This is a genomic window from Flavobacterium cellulosilyticum (assembly GCF_004349355.1).
Lineage (GTDB): Bacteria > Bacteroidota > Bacteroidia > Flavobacteriales > Flavobacteriaceae > Flavobacterium > Flavobacterium cellulosilyticum.
Genome location: NZ_SMFK01000001.1, coordinates 772,017 through 794,365, shown reverse-complemented (window position 1 = coordinate 794,365; position 22,349 = coordinate 772,017). Strand labels below are relative to the sequence as shown.

The window sequence follows — 22,349 nt, the reverse complement described above, 5'->3', positions numbered from 1 at the left end:
TTTTCTATTTTACACTACATGAAAAAAATAGTATTACTTTCAATTATTTCTTTAATTTTCGGAAATGTATTTGCACAAAATACTGCTTATTGGCAGCAACACGTTGATTATAAAATGAAAGTTGTAATGGATGTGAAAAACTACCAATACAAAGGAACTCAAGAACTAGTTTATACCAATAATTCGTCGGATACTTTACGCCGTGTTTTTTACCACTTATTCAATAATGCTTTTCAGCCGGGAAGCGAAATGGATGCTAGACTTCAAAGTATCAAGGATCCTGATAAACGGATGATTGACACTATTAAATTTAATGGAATATCTACTCTTGAAAGTCGAATCAAAAACTTAAAACCAAATGAATTTGGTTATTTGAACATTTCAAATTTCAAACAAGATGGTGTTGATGCAAAAACAAAAACAGTAGGAACTGTTTTAGAAGTAACTTTGGCAAAGCCTATTTTACCCCATTCGAAAACCACTTTAACACTCAATTTTGACGGACAAGTTCCCTTACAAATTCGTCGTTCTGGTAGAAACAATGCTGAAGGAGTCGAATTCTCAATGGCGCAATGGTATCCAAAAATAGCCGAATTCGATTTTGAAGGTTGGCATGCTGACCCTTATATTTCAAGAGAATTTCATGGTGTCTGGGGCAATTTTGATGTAAAAATCACTATCGACAAAGAGTATGTTTTAGGAGGTTCTGGATATTTGCAAAACAAAAATGAAATTGGTTATGGCTATCAAGATAAAGGTATCCACGTTTCTTATCCTAAGAATTCCAAAACCCTGACTTGGCATTTTTATGCGCCAATGGTACACGATTTTACATGGGCAGCAGATAAAGAATACCTTCACGATATAGTAAAAGGCCCCAATAATGTTGACTTACATTTCCTGTATAAAAACAATCCAAGTATTATTGGGAATTGGAAAGCATTACAACCTAAAATGGTTTCAATTATGGATTTCTATAATAAAAAAGTTGGTGACTATCCCTATAAACAATATTCCTTTATTCAAGGTGGCGATGGTGGAATGGAATATGCTATGTGTACCTTAATGTTGGGAGACAAAAAAGTGGAGGCGCTTTTAAAAACAGCAGCTCATGAATTGGCTCATTCCTGGTTTCAACAAGTTTTAGCTTCAAACGAGACGAAACATTCTTGGATGGATGAAGGTTTTTCGACCTATATCGAATATTTGGCACTCAATGAAATTGCTTCAAAAAAGGAAGACAACCCATTTAAAAAAGTCTACTTGTCCTATTATAAATTGATAGCATCAGGCAAGGAACAGCCACAATCTACTCAAGTGGATCGTTATGATGAAAACAAATTCTATTCTACGTCATCCTATTACAAAGGCGCTATTTTCTTGTCGCAATTAGAGTATTTGATAGGAAAAGAGAATGTAAATAAAACGCTTAAACGATATTATCAAGAATTTAAATTCAAGCATCCAACACCAAACGACATCAAAAGAACAGCCGAAAGAGTTTCTGGTGCCAACCTAGATTGGTATTTAACGGATTGGACACAAACCACAAACACGATAGATTATGGCATAGTAGCCGTGAAAGAAGGGGAAAACAAAACTATTATTTCACTGGAAAGAATAGGCAGAACACCAATGCCAATGGATGTTTTAGTCGAATATACTGATGGCACAAAAGAGAGTTTTTACATTCCATTGCGAATGATGAACTACCAGAAAGACAACCCAACTCCAGCAATAAAAAGAACGGTATTGAGCGATTGGGCATGGGCAAATCCATCTTATGAATTTACAATTTCTAAAAACAAAACCTCTATATCTAAAATCACTATCGATCCAAGTGCATTAATGGCTGATATCAAACAGGCGGACAATGCTTATGAGATAAAAATAGTCAACTATAAAAAGGTCTAAACTCTCTATCTCGAGTTCAGACCTTTACAAATAAAAGAGAAATTTAGTGTTTATTTTATAAAATAGCGTTCCATGTTTTTTTGTCTTTCAATAAGATTTCTCTCATCGATTGAATTGGCATCATACCGTTGTCTAACATGGCATCATTGAATTTTTGCAAACTATAATTACTACCTTCTTGAAGTTTATAATCTTCCCGCAATTTCAGAATTTGTAATTTACCCAATGTATAAAACAAATATCCTGGGTCATAAGTCCCTCTCATTGCTTCTTGTCGTGATGGATTATCTCCCTGATACCAGTTAGTCATGAAAAACCTTGTAGCATCATCTACATTCATTCCATAACAATGGGTTTTTATAGACACACACAAACGACAAATTCGCAACAAGGCATCTCCCGATTGCGCAATCCTTAATTTTGCTTCTTTTACAGGGTCACCATTGTTTCCAAAACCGGCATCTAACATCATTACTTCGGTGTAATGAGCCCAACCTTCAATAAAAGCATAACTACCAAAAATCTTTTGAACTTTGGATGCATCTGAGGCATTCAAATGTAAAAACTGGGTATAGTGTCCTGGATAGGCTTCGTGAATAGAAACTACATCGGTAGTATAATAATTAAACATGGCCAACCAATCTTCTTTTTGTTTTGGAGTCCATTTGGGGTCTACAGGAGTAATATAGTAATACGCTTCTGTAGCTTTTGTTTCAAAAGGCCCAGGTGTGTCCATTGATGCCGTCGAAGTTGATCGAGCATAAGGAGGTGTTTCTTCTACTTTTACGCGGACTTCAGATGGCATGGTAACAATTTTTTTGTCAATCAAAAATTGGCGAATCGTTTCTAGATTTTTTCTGGAATCCGGAATCAAACTCTCCGCCGTTGGATGCTCTTTTTGAACATCGTTGTACACATCAATCGGTTTTTTGTTGGGATTGATAATTTTTGCGGCTGCATTAAATGAGGCTTGTTCTTTTTGCAATTCTTTCATTCCAATGGCCAAAATTGCATCGGCCGACATGGTAATTCCTTCGCCATACAACAGCATTTTTTGATAGTTTTCTTTGCCAATGGCGTAGTTGTTATTGGCTTTTGGTAATTTTTCTTTTTCTAAAAAGTCTGCATAGTTCTTTATGGCTTCAATCGCTTTTTGGTTTGATGTTGTAAACGCCTTCATCAAAGAGTCATTTTTGACATCCTTCAATGCAATTAAAAGATCTTTTTCAAGGAAAGAAGCAGAACCTCTTGCAATTTGTATTGCTAATTGAATGTGTGGCAACGCCAGTGAATCTTGTAAATTTGCTTTGGCATTTTCATAAATCTTTGGCGCTTCATTTTCAATGGCGATGATGGATTTAATTTGTTGCTCCAATGGCGCAAAATTCCTTTTGATATAAATATTGACATCAATCAAACCCGCATAAGTCATTGGATTTTTAGTGTAGGTTTTTAAATCTTCTATAGCAAACAATTCGTTTTTAATATTGGATTTAAGTGTTTTTAAATCATAATATTCTTTTATGTTTAAAGAAGCGGAATCTATTTTAGAAAATTGGTTTTCAAAATCTTTAAGTCTTGTTATTTCGGCTGCGATAGACGGTGTACTAAAATCATTAATTTTTCCGTCATATTCGTGCAAACCATGTCGGACGCCAGATTGAGGGCGCCAATCCATATACCCTTTTATATATTCTTCGGAAAGTTTTTGAAAATTGGGATTGCTTTCACAAGTGTTTTTGTCTTTTTTATTACAACTTACAAAAGTAAGTGTTAGTAAAAATGAAACTATTAGAACTTTTTTCATCTATTATATTTTATTTAGATATTGTTTATTTTTAAATTCCTAGAGATTTTAAGAAGGCGTCGGAGTTTGGTTTTCTTCCTAAAAATTTTTCTACCATATCCATTTCTGCATTAGTAGATCCTTTTTCTAAAATATCTTTTCGATATCTAATTCCAGTGGCTTTATCCATAACCCCGTTTTTCTGAAAAATCGAAAACATATCCTGAGCAAATACTTTAGACCATAAATAACCATAGTAATTGGCGCCATAACTACTAAGATGCCCAAAACTGCAAATCATGTGGTTGTTATCATCAAACGGCATCTGATTCATTAATGATAATTCTTTAAAAACTTCTACAACTCCTTTTCGTTTTGTTTCTTCATATTTGTCTTCATAAGTAAAATCCGTAAGCCCTAAATATACTTGTCTGATATAAGTGCTGCCAATATTTACTAATTGTGTTTGTTTCATTTTATCGAATAACGATTTTGGCAGCACTTCTCCAGTTTTATAATTTTTGGCAAAAAGTTTTAAAGCATCATATTCCCAACACCAGTTTTCTAAAAACTGGGAAGGAGCTTCACCAAAATCACCTTTTACAGCAAATGAATGTTGAGAAGCAATTACAGGATGTCCCAATAACCAATGTACTAAATGTCCGAATTCGTGAAACATTGTGATTACATCGTTATGTGGCAATAATGAAGGTTCAGTCGCTGTTCCTTCAGGAAAATTGCAAATAAGCGCTGCTTGTGGTAAAGTTTCAACAGCTCCTTTTTTCGAGTATTGACTCATTGGGAAACAAGCAAAATGAGAATATTTATTAGTTCTTGGAAATAAATCTAAATAAAAACTTCCCATTTTTTTGCCTTGGCTCCATATTTCATAGGTCTTCACTTTTGAATCCCAAACTGGCATGTTGGTTGCTGGTTTTATTTGAATTCCCAATAAGGATTCATAAACATGAAACATTCCAGCTAAAGTATTGTTCATTTCGAAGTATTCTTTTACCTCGTCAATGTCTAATTTATATTTAGCATTAAGCATTTTTTTGCTGTAATAATAAAAATCCCAATCGTTTAAAGTGTCCGATTCTGTTGGACTCACATCTTTTTTAAATGCTTTCAGTGTATTTATTTCGTCAGTAACTAAAGGGGTTAATTTTTTAATTAAATCATTTTCAAAATTCCATACATTTTCAGGATTAGCTGCCATTTTATCAACCAGTGCATAAGCTGCATAGGAAGTAAATCCTAATTTTTTTGCGTAGGAGTTTCTATAGTACAAAAGGCTATCTAAAACTGCAATATTTTGTGGAAAGGCTCTGTTGCTATAGTGTTCTCCATATATTTTTCTTGTATTCGAATTGTTCGCATTTTCAGAAATGATGATTCTATTTGGACCGTTTACATTAACCACATATTTACCATTTGGTCTTTTCCAAGAGTGAAGTGTTACATCATCTATTCCCTTCAAATCAATTAAATCAAAGACCAAACTATCTCTGCTTTCGGCTATGTTTTTATCAAATGCATTTCCAAATTCAATCAATTTTTTGTTTAAAGCTTCCAATGGTTTTCTATCAGCTGTACTTAATTTCATTCCGTTTTTTTCTAAAGAAATAATTTGATCGGTTAAAAATTTATTTTGAGATTTAGATAAAGTTGATTTTTTAGCAGTATAAAACTTTTTTATAGCTTTATACAATGGCTCATTTAAACCTAAAGAACTAGCATAAACAGATAATTTTTCTACTTGCTCATAGGCTGCATTTCTAATTTTATCATCAGAAAATGTCGATTGAATCAAGCCAATTTTCATAGATAAATCAGCTATTTCATATTGCAATTCGTCCGAAACAGTCAAAACATTTGCAACTGTTTGTGGATTTGCATTTACAATTTTCTTAATTTTTTCATCAGATGATTTTATAACTAGAGTAACTGCTTCTTGTATTGTTGTTGCATTTACTTTTGTAAAATCGATAGGTTTATTATCATGTCGTAATAGGATGTTTGATGTTTTATTTTGTGCCTGAACAAACCCACATAAAGTGAAAAAGGCTAGAATAAATAATTTTTTCATTGATTAAATTTATTGATTTATAATTGTAAATAAAATTGGTTGCTACTTATTCAATTTGTAAATTTTTAAGCATTTCGATAGTCATACTTTCTAAATCGAAGGTATGATGCCAGTTCCAATCTTTGCGCGCACGATTGTCATCAATACTGGCTGGCCAACTATCCGCAATTATTTGACGGAAATCCGGTTGATAGCTTATTGTAAAATCTGGTATATGTTTCTTGATTTCGGCAGCAATTTCAGTTGGTGTAAAACTCATTGCGGCCAAATTATACGAAGATCGAATTTTAATTTGTTCCTCAGGCGCTTGCATTATTCGAATAGTTGCATCGATAGCGTCTTCCATATACATCATGGGCATTTTAGTTTCAGAAGACAAGAAACACTCGTATTTTTTATCCGACAATGCTTTATGATAAATGTCTACCGCATAATCTGTTGTTCCGCCACCAGGTGGAGTTGACCAACTAATGAGTCCCGGATAACGCACGCTTCGAACATCGACACCAAAATGGGTATTATAATATTCACACCATCTTTCACCCGATAGTTTGCTGATTCCATACACCGTTGAAGGTTCTGTAATGGTAAATTGCGGTGTGTTTTCTTGAGGAGTCGTCGGGCCAAAAACGGCAATACTCGAAGGCCAAAATATCTTTTTTATTTTCTTGGCTTTCGCCAAATTCAAAACGTGAAAAAGAGAGTTCATATTCAAATCCCAAGCAAAGGCGGGGTTTTTTTCGGCTGTGGCCGATAATAATGCGGCCATCAAATAAATATCAGTAATATGATGTACTTCTACTAGATGTTCAATTTGATTGAAATCGAGCGCATTCACGACTTCAAATATGCCGGTATTTACGATATCATTGTTTAATTTTCGAATGTCTGAAGCGATAACATTTTCGATTCCATAAATCTCACGAAGTTTATGGGTTAATTCTGTTCCAATTTGCCCACAGGCACCAATAATCAGTATTTTAGGATTCATATATCGAATTTTGAATTATTAGCTTATTACTTTATAAATATTCAAAAACTAACAAAAATATAACAATTTTATTAAAAATATACAAAAAAATACGTTCATTTAGTTTAATTTTTTACAAATAATGCAAGCTAATTGACTTGTTGAAATTGTAATGTTATTCTATTATAGTAATTCGGAATTGTAAATTTAGTTCGTAACTTTGCACCTTAATGAAATCGGAATGAACTTTAAATTTATATACTTCTTTTCTTTGCTTTTAGTACTTTTTTCTTGTAAAAAAGAGGATCAAAGCCGACTAATTGAAAGCGCAAAAGACGCTCAAAAGAAAGAAGTGATTTTTTCGAATATCAATAAAGGATGGGTTTTTAATGCAAAACCTATTAATGCTACTTCGCTGGATAATACCAAAACATGGAATGAATGGGGATTATTTCTCACTGAACTAGATCAAAAACCCAAAACTACAATTGGTGCTTTTCAGAAAAAAGCAACGGAACTTTCTAAAAAAGTGATGGCTTTAAATAATAATATTCCGCTAGTTTTTAATAAACCACAGATTCAAAGCCGAATCAATATAGTTATCACCAAGGTTAGAATGTTGGATTTATTCATTCACTTGGACAAGATACCAGACAAGGAAGTACTGGTTTTGGTTACTGAAATCAATACTGAATTAGTAAACTTGCAAAACCAAATGGATAAAATAGTTCAAAAAAATAAGATTCCACTAGAAGCAGGAGAATCTGAATTATTGAAAATGTTGGATACCACAAGAGCCATTCCAAACACGCCAATTGACCCAAATTTATCTAGAGTTGAGTAAAAATAATTTATATAGTCTCTATGACAATTCGCCAAAAATCAAGCAAATTGTCGATAGTTTACAACAAACTAACCAAAAAATCCAACTAAACGGATTGATTGGTTCTTCGCTTTCCTTTGTGGCGCAGTCGCTTTTCAAGAAAACCGAAAAACCATTCCTATTTATTTTAAACGACAAGGAAGAAGCAGCTTATTATTTGAACGATCTCGAACAAATGATTGGTGAAAATGATGTTTTGTTTTACCCCGGTTCTTATCGCCGTCCCTACCAAATTGAAGATACCGATAATGCTAATGTTTTGCTTCGCGCCGAAGTCTTAAACCGCATTAATTCGCTTCAGAAACCAGCCGTTATTGTCACGTATCCCGAAGCGCTTTTCGAAAAAGTAGTGACCCGAAAAGAATTGGACAAAAACACTTTGAAAGTAGCCGTTGGTGACAAAGTTTCGATTGATTTTATCAATGAAGTGCTGTTTGAATACGAATTCAAAAGAGTCGATTTTATTACTGAACCTGGTGAATTTTCGGTTCGTGGTGGTATCGTCGATGTGTTTTCCTTTTCGAATGATAATCCGTACCGAATCGAATTTTTTGGCAATGAAGTGGACAGTATTCGGAGTTTTGATGTAGAAACGCAATTGTCAATCGAAAAGCAGAAAAAAATCACTATTATTCCCAATGTCGAAAATAAATTCTTTCAGGAAAACCGCGAAAGTTTCTTAGAATACATCAATGACAAAACCATTCTTTTTATTCAAGATACGGAAGGTTTGTTTTCTAAATTGGATCGTCTTTTTGCGAAAGCGTCAGAGATTTTCGAAAATTTAAATTCGACTATAACTCATGTAGAACCGAATCAATTGTTTTTGAATCAGGCGGAATTTATCAAGAAGAGTCTCGATTTTTCGGTAGTCGAATTGAGTTCGAAACCTATTTATAAAACGAAGAAAACTTTCGAATTTCATATCAAACCACAACCTTCTTTCAATAAACAATTTGATTTGTTGTTAAATAATTTGAATGACAACCATTTCAACGGCTACAAAAATTATTTGTTTTGTGCCAATGAAAATCAGGCACGACGTTTTCACGACATCTTCGAAACATTAGACGAAGAAAACTCCGAAAATATTCGCAAGCAATACAATACAGTTGTACTTCCAATATATCAAGGTTTTATTGACGAAGAATTGCAGTTGGCCTTTTATACGGATCATCAAATATTTGAGCGGTATCATAAATTTAACCTCAAGAGCAATTATTCGAAGAAGCAAAATATTACTTTAAAAGAACTCACGACATTATCTGTGGGTGATTATGTAACCCACATCGATCACGGAATTGGACGATTTGGTGGTTTACAAAAAATACAGGTCGAAGGCCGAACTCAAGAAGCAATTAAACTCGTTTATGCCGATAATGATATTGTCTATGTGAGCATTCATTCGTTGTACAAAATTTCGAAATACAACGGAAAAGATGGAACTCCACCCAAAATATACAAACTTGGTTCGAATGCTTGGAAGATTCTGAAGCAAAAAACCAAGGCAAGAGTCAAACACATTGCTTTCAATTTGATTCAGTTGTATGCCAAAAGACGTTTGGAAAAAGGTTTTCAATTTGCGCCTGACAGTTACTTGCAAAACGAATTGGAAAGTTCTTTTATCTACGAAGATACACCTGATCAAACCAAATCTACCGCAGAAGTAAAAGCCGATATGGAAAGTGATCGCCCAATGGATCGATTGGTTTGTGGCGATGTCGGTTTCGGAAAAACGGAGGTAGCGATTCGCGCAGCTTTCAAAGCGGTGGATAATTCCAAACAAGTAGCGATTTTGGTTCCCACAACCATTTTGGCATACCAACATTATAGAACTTTCACTGAAAGGTTGAAAGATATGCCCGTTACTGTTGGTTATTTGAACCGCTTCAGAACCGCTAAACAAAAGGCCGAAACACTGAAACAATTGGCTGAAGGCAAACTCGATATTGTTATTGGAACACATCAATTGGTCAATAAAAATGTAGTTTTCAAAGATTTGGGATTGTTAATTGTAGACGAAGAACAAAAATTTGGAGTCAACGTAAAAGACAAACTCAAAACCATAGCAGCAAATATTGATACTTTGACATTGACTGCAACGCCAATACCGAGAACTTTGCAGTTTTCGTTGATGGCAGCACGTGATTTATCCGTAATTACTACGCCACCACCCAATCGTTATCCGATAGAAACGAATGTGGTTGGATTTAATGAAGAGTTAATTCGGGATGCGATTTCTTATGAAATTCAGCGTAACGGACAGGTTTTCTTTATCAATAATCGAATAGAAAACATCAAGGAAGTGGCGGGAATGATTCAGCGATTGGTACCTGATGCCCGAGTTGGAATTGGTCATGGTCAAATGGAAGGCAGAAAACTCGAGGAATTGATGCTGGCTTTTATGAACGGAGAATTCGATGTTTTGGTAGCAACAACCATTATCGAAAGCGGATTAGACGTTCCGAATGCGAATACGATTTTTATCAATAATGCGAACAATTTTGGATTATCCGATTTGCATCAAATGCGTGGTCGTGTCGGTCGAAGCAACAAAAAAGCATTTTGTTATTTTATATGTCCGCCCTATTCGGCGATGACCGATGATGCACGAAAACGAATTCAGGCTTTGGAACAATTCTCGGAATTGGGAAGTGGTTTCAATATTGCGATGAAGGATTTGGAAATTCGTGGTGCCGGAGATTTATTGGGTGGTGAACAAAGTGGTTTCATCAACGAAATTGGTTTTGATACTTACCAAAAAATCATGAACGAGGCCATCGACGAATTGAAAGAAAACGAATTCAAGGATTTGTATGAAACCGAAGATACTGGAATTGAAAAAGAATACGTAAAAGACCTTCAAATTGACACCGATTTTGAGTTGTTATTTTCAGATGAATACATCAACAATGTCACAGAACGCTTGAGTTTGTATAGTGAATTGGGCAATGTGAAAAACGAGGAAGAATTGCTTGTTTTCCAAAATAAATTGACTGATCGTTTTGGTCCCATGCCACCAAGAGCCAATGCCTTGATGAACAGCATTCGCATCAAATGGGTAGCTACAAAAGTGGGAATCGAAAAATTGGTCATGAAAAAAGGCAAGATGATTGGCTATTTTATTGCCGATCAACAATCGGATTTTTACACTAGCAAACGCTTCCATCAAGTATTGCAGTTTGTACAAAAAAACAGCACTATTTGTGTAATGAAAGAAAAACAAACCCCAGCCGGATTGCGTCTTTTATTGACTTTTGATAATGTAAAAACGACTCGAAGAGCTTTGGAATTGATGGAGATGTTGGGGAAATAAAAGTTTTTTTTAACACAATTACTATCTACCTCGTCACTTCTTCAATCAAATAGAAAATAGATTTAAAATCGATTCCGCTCATACTTTCTAGTCCTATTTCGCAAGTTCTACTGGTAGAATAGCCTTCTTTGCAATTGGCGGGAATTTGCTCTTTTAAATCACGCAATCCAAATTCGTTGAGTTCAGGAACCAGAAACCCTCTATCGCCTGCAAAACCACAACAATTGCTGTCAATCATAATAACTGAATCGGCGCAGAGTTGGGACAAAGCTAGCAGTTGATCCATTTTTCCAATTTTTTTAACGGAACAAACAGGGAAAACGCTAATAGTTTCTTTTTTGTTTTTTACAACCAAATGCGGCATTACATAATCCAACATAAATTCGATGGGATCGACGATTTTTAAGGCTTTCGAAAATTCTTCTTTCGAATGATAAAAACAGGGACTCATATCATACAGAACGGGATATGTACCATTTTCCGAAGCTTTCAAAAGAGCTGTTTCTAATGCATGGGATTGGGATTGATTGGTATCGGCAAAACCTTTCGATGAAAAAGGCATACCACAGCAAAGTGAATCCATCGATTCAGGATAAATAATAGTAAAACCAGCACGAACTAGCAATTGATTTGTGAGTTCCGTAAGTTGTAAATCATCCGCTTTTTGAAAATTATTTTTTCCCATACTTCTATTAATACAGGAAGGAAAGTAAACTACTTTTAAATCGGAATTGTTATTCATATTGCTACTTTAGGCTAATCTTGTTAAGTATAGATTTTACTTTGACTTTGTAAATTTATACAATTAGTTTTTGTTTACTTAGAGTTTCTATTAAATAGAACCGCAGATTCACTGATTTTAAATTTCTTTAAATGAACCTGCGAATCTGCGGTAAAAATTGTGTTTCTTTTTAATTAAATTTTATAAATTTTCAAAGAAATCATTTCCTTTATCATCCGTAATAATGAAAGCTGGGAAATCTTTGATAGTGATTTTACGAACGGCTTCCATTCCCAATTCTTCAAAATCAACAACCTCAACTGAAAGTATATTTTCTTTGGCCAAGATGGCTGCAGGTCCTCCGATAGACCCTAAATAGAAACCGCCATAGGCTTTACAAGCATTCATCACTGATTTGGTTCTATTTCCTTTGGCAAGCATTACCATACTTCCTCCATTTTTTTGGAACTCATCTACATAAACGTCCATACGTCCAGCAGTTGTAGGTCCAAAACTTCCTGAAGCCATTCCCTCAGGTGTTTTTGCAGGTCCTGCATAGTAAATAGGGTGGTTTTTAAAGTATTCTGGCATTGGTTTCCCCTCATTTAATAATTCTTTTATTTTAGCATGCGCAATATCTCGAGCTACAATCAAGGTACCATTTAGTTTCAATCGTGTTTTGATTGGGTATTGCGATAATTTTTTAAGAATATCAGCCATTGGTTGATTCAAATCAATCTCAACTGCCGGTTCCAAATGGGGTGCAGTTTCTGGCAAAAATTGTTTTGGATTTACTTCTAATTGCTCTACAAAAATTCCGTCTTTGGTAATTTTACCTTTGATGTTTCTATCGGCAGAACAAGACACTCCTAACCCAACTGGACAAGAAGCCGCGTGACGAGGCAAACGAATCACACGCACATCATGAGTGAAATATTTTCCTCCAAATTGTGCTCCAATGGCACTTTGTTGGCAAATTAACTGGACTCTTTTCTCCCATTCTAAATCACGAAAAGCTTGACCAGACATGTTGCCAGAAGTTGGTAAATGATCAAAATAGCCTGCTGATGCTTTTTTGACCGCCGCTAAATTCGCTTCTGCAGACGTTCCTCCAATCACTAAAGCCAAGTGATACGGTGGACAAGCAGATGTACCTAAATCCATAATTTTGGCACGAACAAAGGCATCCATTGATTTTTCGTTCAACAAAGATTTAGTTTGTTGGTACAAATAAGTTTTGTTAGCAGAACCTCCTCCTTTTGCCAAAAACAAAAACTCGTACGATGCGCCTTTTTTAGCATAAATATCAATTTGAGCGGGAAGATTTGAACCTGAGTTTTTCTCTTCGAACATACTGATAGGTACAATTTGGGAATAACGAAGGTTGCGTTCTTGGTAGGTGTTAAAAATTCCTCTAGATAACCATTCGGCGTCATCGACACCTGTATATACATTTTCGCCTTTTTTGGCCATTATTATCGCCGTTCCTGTGTCTTGACAAGATGGCAATTCTCCCTCTACCGCTACTGCTGCATTTTGTAATAAATTATAAGCTACAAAACGGTCGTTGTCTGTCGCTTCTGGATCATCAAGAATCGCTTTTAATTTTGCCAAATGTGCAGTACGCAACATAAACGAAACATCTTTCAAAGCTTCTTGAGAAAGCAATTCCAACCCTTTTGGGTCAACGGTTAAGATTTCTCTATTGCCTAGTTTTTCTACTTTTACGTAGTTGGAAGTGATTTTACGGTATTGGGTATCGTCTTTTAAAATTGGATAAGGATCCTGGTATATAAAGTCCATAATTTGAGTTTTTTTTAGAAACCCAAAGATAAGAATTCTTCACAGATTCAGAACTGATTTATATCAAGTAATGGTTTATAATTGTTATAAATTATTGGGTTGTCTTGAATGTCTCAATGATTTTTTTTATGCATTTTAATAAAATACGACACAATTAAATGTTCCATCACTTTGAGATTATTTATTCCGTTCCACATTATTATAGATCGTCCGTTGTAAACAAAACGTTTTTTATTTTTTTGATTAAAAAAACCAACTGGCCACAAAAATCGCCGTAATTACACAAATTAAATCAACCAACAACATGGTTGGCAAAGCATAACGAGTGTTTTTTATATTTACCGATCCAAAGTAAACCGCAATGACGTAGAACGTACTTTCGGCACTACATTGAAAAATACTACTCAAACGTCCTGTCATCGAATCAGCTCCAAAAGTATTCATAGAATCTATCAAAAATCCACGTGATCCGGCAGAACTAAATGGTCTAAGCAATGCTACTGGCAAAGCATCTGTAATTTGTTTGTTGACACCCATATTAGAGAAAATAAAAGCAATCCAGTTACTAATAATTTCAAACAGGCCACTGTTTCTAAACAAAGAGATAGCTACTAACATTCCTAAAACATAAGGAAAAATTACCACTCCTGTCTTAACGCCATTATTGGCACCCACTACAAAAGAATCAAAAACAGTAGTATTGGCATCTGCAAATTTCTTCTCCTTAATGAAAGAGAATATCAAAGTAAAAGCAATAATTGCTATTAATATTAAAGCAGAAAGATTAGCTGTAAAATAATTTTTACCAATTAAATCCAAATGATTTACATACATCAATAATCCAATAATGGCTGCAATTAATGAGATTAAAGCTACCACCAAAGACGCACTCTTGAAATTAATTTTTTGTTTTATTCCAACAATTAGAAAAGCGGCGATTGTACCTATAAAAGAAGTTATTATACAAGGTAACATCACATCTGCAGGATTGCTAGCATTGGCAGCAGCACGATATCCAATAATCGATGTTGCAATAAGTGTAAGTCCAGAAGCATGCAGACACATAAACATAATTTGGGCATCACTGGCCTTCTCTTTTTCTGGGTTGAGTTCTTGCAAACTTTCCATTGCTTTAAGTCCAAAAGGTGTAGCAGCCGAATCTAATCCCAAGAAATTAGCGGCAAAATTTAAGGTCATATAGGATATCGAAGGATGATTTTTTGGAATACTCGGAAACACTTTCACAAATACTGGGCTCAAAACTTCCGCTAATTTTCCAGAAGCTCCCGAAATAATTAAAAGCTCCATCAAGCCACAGAAGAATGCCAAATAGGCAATAAGTGGAATTATTAAATCAAGCAATGTGCTTTTACAAGTGGGTAATAATCCGTCCGATTTTTGAACTCCACTAAATATCTTTACGGTTTTACTTGAATAAACATAAGTCGTATCTAGATCAGTCTTGATGTTATTTAAAATAAAGGTTTTATCAGCAGATTTTTCGATACTGTCTTTGATAAAAACCGGCAATTGATTAATGTATTTTTCGGAAATTAAAATAGGCTCGTCTTTCTTACCGTTTAGCACAAAATCTATAGTGTAACTGTTCCCTGTAAATAAACTCACCACAATAAAAACAATAGATGAAATAAAAATCACCAACCAAAATCTACTCAATACCATAATCTATAATTTTTGTAAATGTAACAAATCAATTGCAATGTCAAAAAGCAATTGCAATGTCAAATAATGTTTCTTTTATGCAATTTGTCAAGTCGAGCGCAGTCGAGACTCAGCAACTATTCTCGACTGCGCTCGACTTGACATCATTAATTACTTGGGTTACTCCAATAGAACAACTTTGAAAACTTAAACGTGAATAATTTCATCTTCAATCAATAACTCTTCTCGCCTCAAACGTAGAAAAATTTGTGCTACGGCAATGGTGTCTTTTTCGCAATAGGTTACAATGCGGTCAATATCTTTTTCAACATAAAAAACATGCCCCACTTGACTGCCATCGATATCGCCTTTCGGAGAAGGGATTCCAAGTATTTTGCACAATAATTTCAAGGAAGTGTAATGCTTGTAATCGCCAAATTTCCATAATTCTAACGTATCGAGATGTGGAATTTCCCAAGGTTTTTTCCCAAATAAATTCAGTTTATTGGGAATGGCAATATTATTAATGATCATGCGACGGGCGATAAACGGAATATCAAATTCCTTGGCATTGTGACCACACAAAACGTGTTGGGGTTGGTTGAAATAATTGTTTAATAGATTATTAAAATCTACTAAAATCTTTTTCTCTTCCCCAAAAAACGAAGTCACTCGGAAGTTTCGAATGTCATTTTTATTGACAAAATAACCTACTGAAATGCATACAATTTTACCGAATTCGGCCCAAATTCCTGCTCTGTCATAAAAGTCCTCAGGAGTGTATTCATCTTTGCGCTGGTATTGGGTTTTTTGTTCGTATAAAGCTTTCATTTCATCATCCAACGTATTGAAATTAGCCACTTCTGGAACGGTTTCAATATCGAGAAAGAGAATGTTATTGAGGTTAATTTTTTCTATCATTCGTTTTCAAAATTATTTTTTAGACAACATTTTATAGGTTTCGTCAAGGTAGGTATAAAAATCATCACTATGAGGAGTTCCGTTAGTACTTGGAATATCACGATGTCCTAATCGAACAATAATTAGCTCGTCTTGAGGAACTACGATTACATATTGTCCTAAATGACCGCGCATATAAAATACATTTTTGTTTTTATAATTACACAACCACCATCCATAACCATATTGTGGAGCCTCTTTGAATCGTGGCCTTACCGATTTGGCAACAAAGCTACTGTCCAAAAGCAGCTTGCCATTCCACTTTCCGTTATGTAAATACAATTTTCCAAATCGAGCAAAATCTCTTGCATTACTAGCGATACAACAAAAGGCTTTTTCGATTCCGTTTGCCGAATCCGTTTGCCAATAAGCTTCGTTTTCGGCGCCCATAGGTTTCCAAAAAGAATCGGACACATAATTAGCCAAGTTTTTTCCAGTGGCTTTAACGACGCACATGGCCAAAAGTTGGGTGTTACCACTGAGGTATTTATACGATTTTCCTGGTTCGTTTATGCCCTTTAAGCCTACAATTACTGATTTTAAATCTTCCTCAAAATAAGCACGAGTAGTAATCGAAAAAGGATCGTAATAGGATTCGTCCCAATCCAATCCTGACGCCATTGATGCTAAATCACCCAAAGTCATATTAGCGGACTTTCCTTTTTTGAATTCTGGAAAAAAATCAGCAACCTTTTGGTCTAAACTTTTAATTTTTCCATCCATAATTGCTTTGCCTAAGGAAGCTGTAACAATACTTTTGGCCATTGAAAAAGAATTTGATTTGGAATCTTTCGTGTAGTTCTCATAATAGCTTTCGTTCCAAATGCTATCCTGTTTTATTATTAAAAAGGCAACAGTTCCAATTTCTTGATGTAGTTTTTCAAGTTGGGCAGTAGGTTGTACTTGGTTGTAATTTCTGGAAATATTCCAAGGTTGTGGTAGACTGCCTTTTTCAATGATTCGGTTGTTGAAATATTTATAGTCGTCTAAAAAAGCTGTTTTATGTCCGTTCAAATAAGTGATTCGAACAGCTTTTAATAAATAATCATAATTTAATAGATAAAGTGATGCAATTACAATTGTAATAAAAGCTACTAATTCGATTAGGATCTTTTTAAGTCTATTCATAAAATTAAATATTAGCTGGAGTACGAATTTACATAAATAAAAGATGGTTTTTTTAGTGCTCGTCTTTTTTCTTATAACAAAAGTGTTTGCTGTTGCGAAGGGCATTCATGTTCCAACAACCATTTTTTGCGCCATAATCCGCCAGCATAACCTGTAAGAGAACCATCAGTTCCAATAACTCTGTGACAGGGAACGACAATCCACAATGGGTTTTTTCCATTAGCTGAAGCTACAGCTCGAATCGCTTTGACATCACCCAATTTTTTTGATAATTCTAGATACGACATTGTTTTCCCAAATGGGATCTCAAGTAATCCTTTCCAAACTCTCAGTTGAAATTTGGTTCCTTCGGGATTCAGTTTGAAAGTGAAATCTTTTCTCTTTCCTTCGAAATACTCGTTCAGTTGGGAAACGGAATCTTGTAAAATGAATGGAACTAAATTAGAAACTTCCCCTTCATCTGATACAGAAATTACCAGAATACCATTTTCATCACCGATAATTTTGGCAATGCCTATTGGTGTTTTTATAAAAGTCGTTTCCATGATTTTAAAAATAAAAATAAGCACTCAAAGTTATAACTATGGACTTAATATAAGTTAAATTTTTTTAATATATATATGTGTGTTTTGTCATTTATCAAATTATAACTTGCTTTTTATTGATGTAATCGATTGTGTTTTTTAAAAAAAATGTTTTGTTCATAATTTATTTTCACTATATTTACGATAAATGTAAAAAATACATTTGTAAACAATTTATTTTTAACCCTTTTTAATCATTGAAAATTATGAAAAAAAAATTACAAAAAAACAAAAAAACAACCGCTTTCTTATTAATGTTACTAGTCGCAGTTCTGCCAATCCAAATGATGGCTCAGAAAAAAATAGCCTACATCACACTTCAAAAAACGATGGATCCTTCAGCTTCTACAGTTACTAATGATGCAATTATTAGGATGTTTAATGCTGACTCACGTTTTGCCCTTACAGTAATTACAGATGATGGTGCAGGTTCTTCTGGAACTGTGCTAAGTAATTATGATTTAGTTATAGTGCAAGAAACTTTTGGTTCAGCTAATACTATCTTTGATCCAGCTGGAATACTAGGCATTAGAAATATTCCAATTCCATGTATTTTCAACAAAGTATATGCCTTTCAAGGTAGTAAAAACCATATTACTTCTATTGCTACAACAACTGCTACATCAAATTTAGCAGTTACTGTAGATCCTTCCAAGCAGACTAATGATTTGTTTACTGGTATCACTTTTTCAGGAAATAGTATTCCTCTTTTCATCAGCAGTGGCTTCGGGGATAATGGAGCGGCAGGAGGACCAAAATCAATCGATGTTGAGAATGGTTTAGACCTTTCGGCAACTGGTACTTTGTTAGCTACAGTTCCTGAGATTACAGTTGTTAGTAAAGCACTTTTAATAAATGATATACCTGCAGGTACTAAAATTGGAACAAATGCTGCTGACGTTCTTCAAAAAAGAATGATTACTTTTGGATTTAATTATGGTGCAATGGCTGCTGGTAATGGTACTAACATAACACCTCAGATGCTGACACTTTGGAAAAATGCAGCACTTCTTTTGACAGGACAGTTAAGCGTAAAACAAAACTCTTTAGCAGATAATCGCGTTTCTGTTTCTCCAAACCCAACAAGTGGTATAGTTACTATCAATAGTACTTCTGAAGTAAAAACGATTACTGTTTTTGATACTACTGGAAAAAAAGTACAGTCTGCAAAAAATAGTACTACGGTAAACTTGGCTAATCAATCTAAAGGTATTTATTTAGTACAAGTACAAACAGAAAATGGTACTACAACAAAAAAGATTGTAGTAGAATAACACTTAAATAATATAATTAAAACGGGGTTTTACATTGCAATGTAAAACCCCGTTTTTTTTTGCTCTATTACCTATTGAATCATCCTTGTTATTTTTAAAAAACAAAAGTATTTAGAGATATTTCAGAATACTGTTTTTTTGGAGTTGCCTATAAGATGTAAGTAAAAACTATTTTTGATCCAATGTTGTGTTTGAGTTTTTTACGAATACTAAGGCACTCGAACCATTATTTTGTTACTTTTGGAGGAATAGGAAATTGAAAAAAAACGCTAATTCCTTTATGAAATGATGTTGTTGAAAGTAAAAAACCATTCGATTTCTCAAATGGTTCCTGTATTTTCGTAGCCCTGATGGAAACGGCATCCTTTGTGGCTGGAGTTCAGCCGCAAAGATATAGTGGACAGCAGGATTAAGCTCCTAAGTCGTCAGCAAGCTCTTCGTAGATTATTTTAAATTCGAATTCACATAGGCTTCCAGAGCTTTTAATTCTTCGTCCGAAAAAGTCTTGGTGAGTTCTAAATTGGGCTTCATTAATTCATATTGCTCGGGATCAACAATTGGGTCTTTTTCCCCTTTTAAGAAGGCAACCATGTCTCCGTTTTTTTCTTTGTAAATACTGGCTATATTTTGTAAACTTGGCCCAACAAGTTTTTCATCCGTTTTATGACAAGCAATGCAAGCCCCTTTGCCGTGAAATATTTCGTTACCTAAATCTTCTGGTTTTTGGACTTCGGCAATGGTTTCAGTAGTGGTTTCGGATTTTCCAAAAGACTCTGAACTTTCTTTTTTACAAGAAAAAAGTGAAAGCGAAATAATGAATAATAATAAACTTCTCATAGTTATTTATTTAAAAGTTTTGCCGCTTCTTTGGCAAAATAGGTTGAAATAATATTGGCACCGGCTCTTTTGATACAAAACAATTGTTCTATCATAATTTGGTCGTGATCCAACCAGCCTCGTTCGGCTGCGGCTTTGACCATCGCATATTCGCCAGAAACTTGATAGACCGCAACGGGAACATGAACAGCATTTTTTACTTCACGAACGATATCAAGGTAGGCCATTCCTGGTTTTACCATCACAATATCGGCGCCTTCGGCCACATCATCCAATGCTTCACGAATGGCTTCAATACGATTGGCATAATCCATTTGGTAGGTTTTTTTATCTTTTGGCACATCGTTTAAATCTACTGGAGCAGAATCTAAAGCATCTCGAAATGGACCATAAAATGCCGAAGCATATTTGGCACTATAACTCATGATACCCACATTATGATGGCCGTTTTCTTCTAATGCTTTGCGAATAGCAAGTACACGACCATCCATCATATCGCTTGGTGCAACGAAATCGGCACCAGCTTCAGCATGACTCAAACTCATCAATGTCAAGGCTTCGATGGTGGCATCATTTATGACTTGCCCGTTTTTGATAATTCCATCGTGACCATAAATAGAATAAGGATCCAAGGCTACGTCTGGCATCACTATCATTTCAGGAACGGCATCTTTAATGGCGCGAATGGTTTGTTGCATCAATCCGTTTTTGTTCCAAGCTTCAACACCTGCATTGTCTTTGAGACTATCGCTAACTTTAACGTAAATATTGACAGCTTTGATGCCTAAATCCCAAGCTTCTTTTACTTCTTTGATTGTGTTATCTAACGAATGACGGTAAATTCCAGGCATGGATGCAATGGGAATTTTCACGTCTTTGCCTTCGGCAACAAACATTGGCAACATAAAATCAGTTGGACTTAAGGAGGTTTCACGAACGAGGGAACGAATTGATTCGTTGGTTCTTAACCGGCGATTTCTTTGTAATGGGAACATAGTAATTTAGGATTTTTGATTTAGGAATTAGGATTTCTCTCGATATCTATATCCAATCCATCGGATTTTCTAACACTTTTATTAATTTTTCTTCTTCGCTATCTTTTTCAGGATGATGATCGTAAACCCACTGAACATGTGGTGGCAAACTCATCAGGATACTCTCGATTCGACCGTTTGTTTTCAATCCAAACAAAGTTCCTTTATCGTGTACCAAATTGAATTCGACATAACGACCACGTCGGATTTCCTGCCAGGTTTTTTGGTCATCCGAATATAGTAATTTTTTTCTTTTTTCTACTATTGGAATATAAGCTTCTAGAAAACTATTGCCCACTTCGGTTACAAAGTTGAACCAGTTTTCCATGGACATTGTATCTGTAGCTTTGCAATAATCGAAAAACAACCCTCCAATTCCGCGAGCTTCGTTGCGGTGTGCATTCCAAAAATAGGAGTCACATTGCTTTTTATATTTTGGGTAAAAATCCGGATTGTGTTTGTCGCAAGCGGTTTTACAGGTTTGATGAAAATGCTTAGCGTCTTCTTCAAATAAATAATAAGGCGTAAGATCTTGACCACCGCCAAACCAACTATTGATTACAGTTCCGTTATCATCATACATTTCAAAATAGCGCCAATTAGCATGAACAGTTGGTACCATTGGGCTTCGTGGGTGCAAAACCAAACTCAATCCGCAGGCAAAAAAATCAGCTTCGCCCACATTGAATAGTTTTTGCATGCTATCCGGTAGTTTTCCGTACACTGCAGAAATATTGACACCTCCTTTTTCGAAAACTTCTCCGTTTTCGATTACTCTGGTTCGCCCACCGCCACCTTCTGGTCGTTCCCAAAGATCCTCACGGAATTGAGTTGTGCCATCAGCATCTTCCAATCCTTTGCAGATTTGGTCTTGGAGGTTTTGTAGGTATTGGTAAAATTTATTTTTCATTATAAATTTGCTTTAGCAGCAGCTAACTTATTAAATATTCCAAACGAAAAAACCTTACTTTCCTTTTGAACATAATCGTAAATGGCAATGGCTTTGTCCGTAAAATCAAATTGGTTCTCTTTTGACATCGCCATCAAAAAATCAGCAAATAATTCAAAATGATTCCAATCAAAATGAAGTCGTTGCAAATGAGTGATTAATTCCTCTTGGCTAAAATTTTGGAGACTTCCGATATTCATCCCTAAATCTTTTAAACCATTTTCAAGGTCTAGTTGGTCTTCTAAATTCCAAAATTTAGGCACAAATGTCAAAGAATGCAACATTTTTAATATGTTGTCAATTCGAATACTTTCTTGATCACGTAAGCCTTTGTTGAGCATTTTTTATAGTATGTTTTGTCCACCTGCAAGGTTTTTCCCCAAACCTTTTAGGTATTCCTTGCAGGTCGACATTTTCAAATATACCTACAAAGTCAAAA

The 22,349-nt window shown here is 34.9% G+C and carries 17 protein-coding genes; 4 read left to right on the top strand and 13 right to left on the bottom strand.

Features of this window, described 5'->3' with window-relative positions:
- Nucleotides 1–18: 18 nt before the first annotated feature.
- Nucleotides 19–1,914 carry a M1 family metallopeptidase gene (locus E0F76_RS03045; protein ID WP_132001148.1) on the top strand — a complete coding sequence of 632 codons (1,896 nt, stop codon included), beginning with the start codon at nucleotides 19–21 and terminating at the stop codon, nucleotides 1,912–1,914.
- 55 nt (nucleotides 1,915–1,969) lie between these two features.
- Here E0F76_RS03045 and E0F76_RS03040 read toward each other — a convergent pair whose 3' ends face one another.
- Genes E0F76_RS03040 through E0F76_RS03030 form a run of 3 tightly spaced genes read right to left on the bottom strand, consistent with a single transcriptional unit; the run spans nucleotide 1,970 to nucleotide 6,780 of the window.
- Nucleotides 1,970–3,721, bottom strand: coding sequence for a DUF885 domain-containing protein (locus E0F76_RS03040; RefSeq protein ID WP_132001145.1), 1,752 nt, complete (start codon nucleotides 3,719–3,721; stop codon nucleotides 1,970–1,972).
- A 31-nt stretch (nucleotides 3,722–3,752) separates the two neighbouring features.
- Nucleotides 3,753–5,789 (bottom strand): M3 family metallopeptidase, encoded by a 2,037-nt coding sequence (locus E0F76_RS03035; RefSeq protein WP_132001142.1) that lies wholly within the window; start codon nucleotides 5,787–5,789, stop codon nucleotides 3,753–3,755.
- 46 nt (nucleotides 5,790–5,835) lie between these two features.
- A complete protein-coding gene (locus tag E0F76_RS03030) occupies nucleotides 5,836–6,780 on the bottom strand; it encodes an NAD-dependent epimerase/dehydratase family protein (RefSeq protein WP_132001139.1) in 945 nt (314 codons plus the stop codon).
- 220 nt (nucleotides 6,781–7,000) lie between these two features.
- Here E0F76_RS03030 and E0F76_RS03025 point away from each other — a divergent pair, with 220 nt between their 5' ends.
- Entirely contained in the window at nucleotides 7,001–7,603 is a 603-nt protein-coding gene (locus E0F76_RS03025) for a hypothetical protein (RefSeq protein WP_132001136.1), read from the top strand.
- The gene (gene mfd, locus E0F76_RS03020; protein ID WP_132001133.1) at nucleotides 7,596–10,958 is read left to right on the top strand and encodes a transcription-repair coupling factor; all 3,363 of its coding nucleotides are present in this window, start codon (nucleotides 7,596–7,598) and stop codon (nucleotides 10,956–10,958) included. Before E0F76_RS03025 ends, mfd begins: the two co-directional genes overlap by 8 nt.
- Before the next feature lie 25 nt (nucleotides 10,959–10,983).
- Here the strand turns inward: mfd and E0F76_RS03015 are convergent, their stop codons facing one another.
- From E0F76_RS03015 to E0F76_RS02990, 6 genes are all read right to left on the bottom strand, one after another.
- On the bottom strand, nucleotides 10,984–11,700 hold the full coding sequence (locus E0F76_RS03015; protein WP_132001130.1) for a (Fe-S)-binding protein: 717 nt from the start codon (nucleotides 11,698–11,700) through the stop codon (nucleotides 10,984–10,986).
- Nucleotides 11,701–11,880: 180 nt separating this feature from the next.
- The gene (locus E0F76_RS03010) at nucleotides 11,881–13,482 is read right to left on the bottom strand and encodes a fumarate hydratase (protein ID WP_132001127.1); all 1,602 of its coding nucleotides are present in this window, start codon (nucleotides 13,480–13,482) and stop codon (nucleotides 11,881–11,883) included.
- Between the two features lie 243 nt (nucleotides 13,483–13,725).
- Complete coding sequence (locus tag E0F76_RS03005) at nucleotides 13,726–15,165, bottom strand: nucleoside recognition domain-containing protein (RefSeq protein ID WP_132001124.1); 1,440 nt, start codon at nucleotides 15,163–15,165, stop codon at nucleotides 13,726–13,728.
- 186 nt (nucleotides 15,166–15,351) lie between these two features.
- Entirely contained in the window at nucleotides 15,352–16,065 is a 714-nt protein-coding gene (locus tag E0F76_RS03000) for a 3'-5' exonuclease (protein WP_132001121.1), read from the bottom strand.
- 12 nt (nucleotides 16,066–16,077) lie between these two features.
- Nucleotides 16,078–17,232, bottom strand: coding sequence for a serine hydrolase domain-containing protein (locus E0F76_RS02995; protein WP_132001118.1), 1,155 nt, complete (start codon nucleotides 17,230–17,232; stop codon nucleotides 16,078–16,080).
- Between the two features lie 71 nt (nucleotides 17,233–17,303).
- Nucleotides 17,304–17,777 carry a methylated-DNA--[protein]-cysteine S-methyltransferase gene (locus tag E0F76_RS02990; protein ID WP_132001115.1) on the bottom strand — a complete coding sequence of 158 codons (474 nt, stop codon included), beginning with the start codon at nucleotides 17,775–17,777 and terminating at the stop codon, nucleotides 17,304–17,306.
- Between the two features lie 245 nt (nucleotides 17,778–18,022).
- Here E0F76_RS02990 and E0F76_RS02985 point away from each other — a divergent pair, with 245 nt between their 5' ends.
- On the top strand, nucleotides 18,023–19,090 hold the full coding sequence (locus E0F76_RS02985; RefSeq protein ID WP_132001112.1) for a T9SS type A sorting domain-containing protein: 1,068 nt from the start codon (nucleotides 18,023–18,025) through the stop codon (nucleotides 19,088–19,090).
- A 444-nt stretch (nucleotides 19,091–19,534) separates the two neighbouring features.
- On the opposite strand, the gene E0F76_RS02980 is transcribed toward E0F76_RS02985, so the two are convergent.
- Genes E0F76_RS02980 through E0F76_RS02965 form a run of 4 tightly spaced genes read right to left on the bottom strand, consistent with a single transcriptional unit; the run spans nucleotide 19,535 to nucleotide 22,251 of the window.
- On the bottom strand, nucleotides 19,535–19,927 hold the full coding sequence (locus E0F76_RS02980; protein WP_132001109.1) for a c-type cytochrome: 393 nt from the start codon (nucleotides 19,925–19,927) through the stop codon (nucleotides 19,535–19,537).
- A 2-nt stretch (nucleotides 19,928–19,929) separates the two neighbouring features.
- Nucleotides 19,930–20,922 carry a porphobilinogen synthase gene (gene hemB / locus E0F76_RS02975; protein WP_132001106.1) on the bottom strand — a complete coding sequence of 331 codons (993 nt, stop codon included), beginning with the start codon at nucleotides 20,920–20,922 and terminating at the stop codon, nucleotides 19,930–19,932.
- Between the two features lie 46 nt (nucleotides 20,923–20,968).
- On the bottom strand, nucleotides 20,969–21,871 hold the full coding sequence (gene hemF / locus E0F76_RS02970) for an oxygen-dependent coproporphyrinogen oxidase (protein WP_132001103.1): 903 nt from the start codon (nucleotides 21,869–21,871) through the stop codon (nucleotides 20,969–20,971).
- Complete coding sequence (locus tag E0F76_RS02965) at nucleotides 21,871–22,251, bottom strand: hypothetical protein (RefSeq protein ID WP_132001100.1); 381 nt, start codon at nucleotides 22,249–22,251, stop codon at nucleotides 21,871–21,873. The genes hemF and E0F76_RS02965 overlap by 1 nt, the downstream gene beginning before the upstream one ends.
- Nucleotides 22,252–22,349 lie beyond the last annotated feature (98 nt).

Coding starts and splice junctions, on each gene's coding strand:
- E0F76_RS03010 (WP_132001127.1), bottom strand. CDS start 13,482: ATGGACTTTATATACCAGGATCCTTATCCAATTTTAAAAGACGATACC.
- E0F76_RS03040 (WP_132001145.1), bottom strand. CDS start 3,721: ATGAAAAAAGTTCTAATAGTTTCATTTTTACTAACACTTACTTTTGTA.
- E0F76_RS02980 (WP_132001109.1), bottom strand. CDS start 19,927: ATGAGAAGTTTATTATTATTCATTATTTCGCTTTCACTTTTTTCTTGT.
- E0F76_RS02995 (WP_132001118.1), bottom strand. CDS start 17,232: ATGAATAGACTTAAAAAGATCCTAATCGAATTAGTAGCTTTTATTACA.
- E0F76_RS02990 (WP_132001115.1), bottom strand. CDS start 17,777: ATGGAAACGACTTTTATAAAAACACCAATAGGCATTGCCAAAATTATC.
- hemB (WP_132001106.1), bottom strand. CDS start 20,922: ATGTTCCCATTACAAAGAAATCGCCGGTTAAGAACCAACGAATCAATT.
- E0F76_RS03015 (WP_132001130.1), bottom strand. CDS start 11,700: ATGAATAACAATTCCGATTTAAAAGTAGTTTACTTTCCTTCCTGTATT.
- E0F76_RS02985 (WP_132001112.1), top strand. CDS start 18,023: ATGAAAAAAAAATTACAAAAAAACAAAAAAACAACCGCTTTCTTATTA.
- E0F76_RS03000 (WP_132001121.1), bottom strand. CDS start 16,065: ATGATAGAAAAAATTAACCTCAATAACATTCTCTTTCTCGATATTGAA.
- hemF (WP_132001103.1), bottom strand. CDS start 21,871: ATGAAAAATAAATTTTACCAATACCTACAAAACCTCCAAGACCAAATC.
- E0F76_RS03005 (WP_132001124.1), bottom strand. CDS start 15,165: ATGGTATTGAGTAGATTTTGGTTGGTGATTTTTATTTCATCTATTGTT.
- E0F76_RS03045 (WP_132001148.1), top strand. CDS start 19: ATGAAAAAAATAGTATTACTTTCAATTATTTCTTTAATTTTCGGAAAT.
- E0F76_RS02965 (WP_132001100.1), bottom strand. CDS start 22,251: ATGCTCAACAAAGGCTTACGTGATCAAGAAAGTATTCGAATTGACAAC.
- E0F76_RS03025 (WP_132001136.1), top strand. CDS start 7,001: ATGAACTTTAAATTTATATACTTCTTTTCTTTGCTTTTAGTACTTTTT.
- E0F76_RS03030 (WP_132001139.1), bottom strand. CDS start 6,780: ATGAATCCTAAAATACTGATTATTGGTGCCTGTGGGCAAATTGGAACA.
- E0F76_RS03035 (WP_132001142.1), bottom strand. CDS start 5,789: ATGAAAAAATTATTTATTCTAGCCTTTTTCACTTTATGTGGGTTTGTT.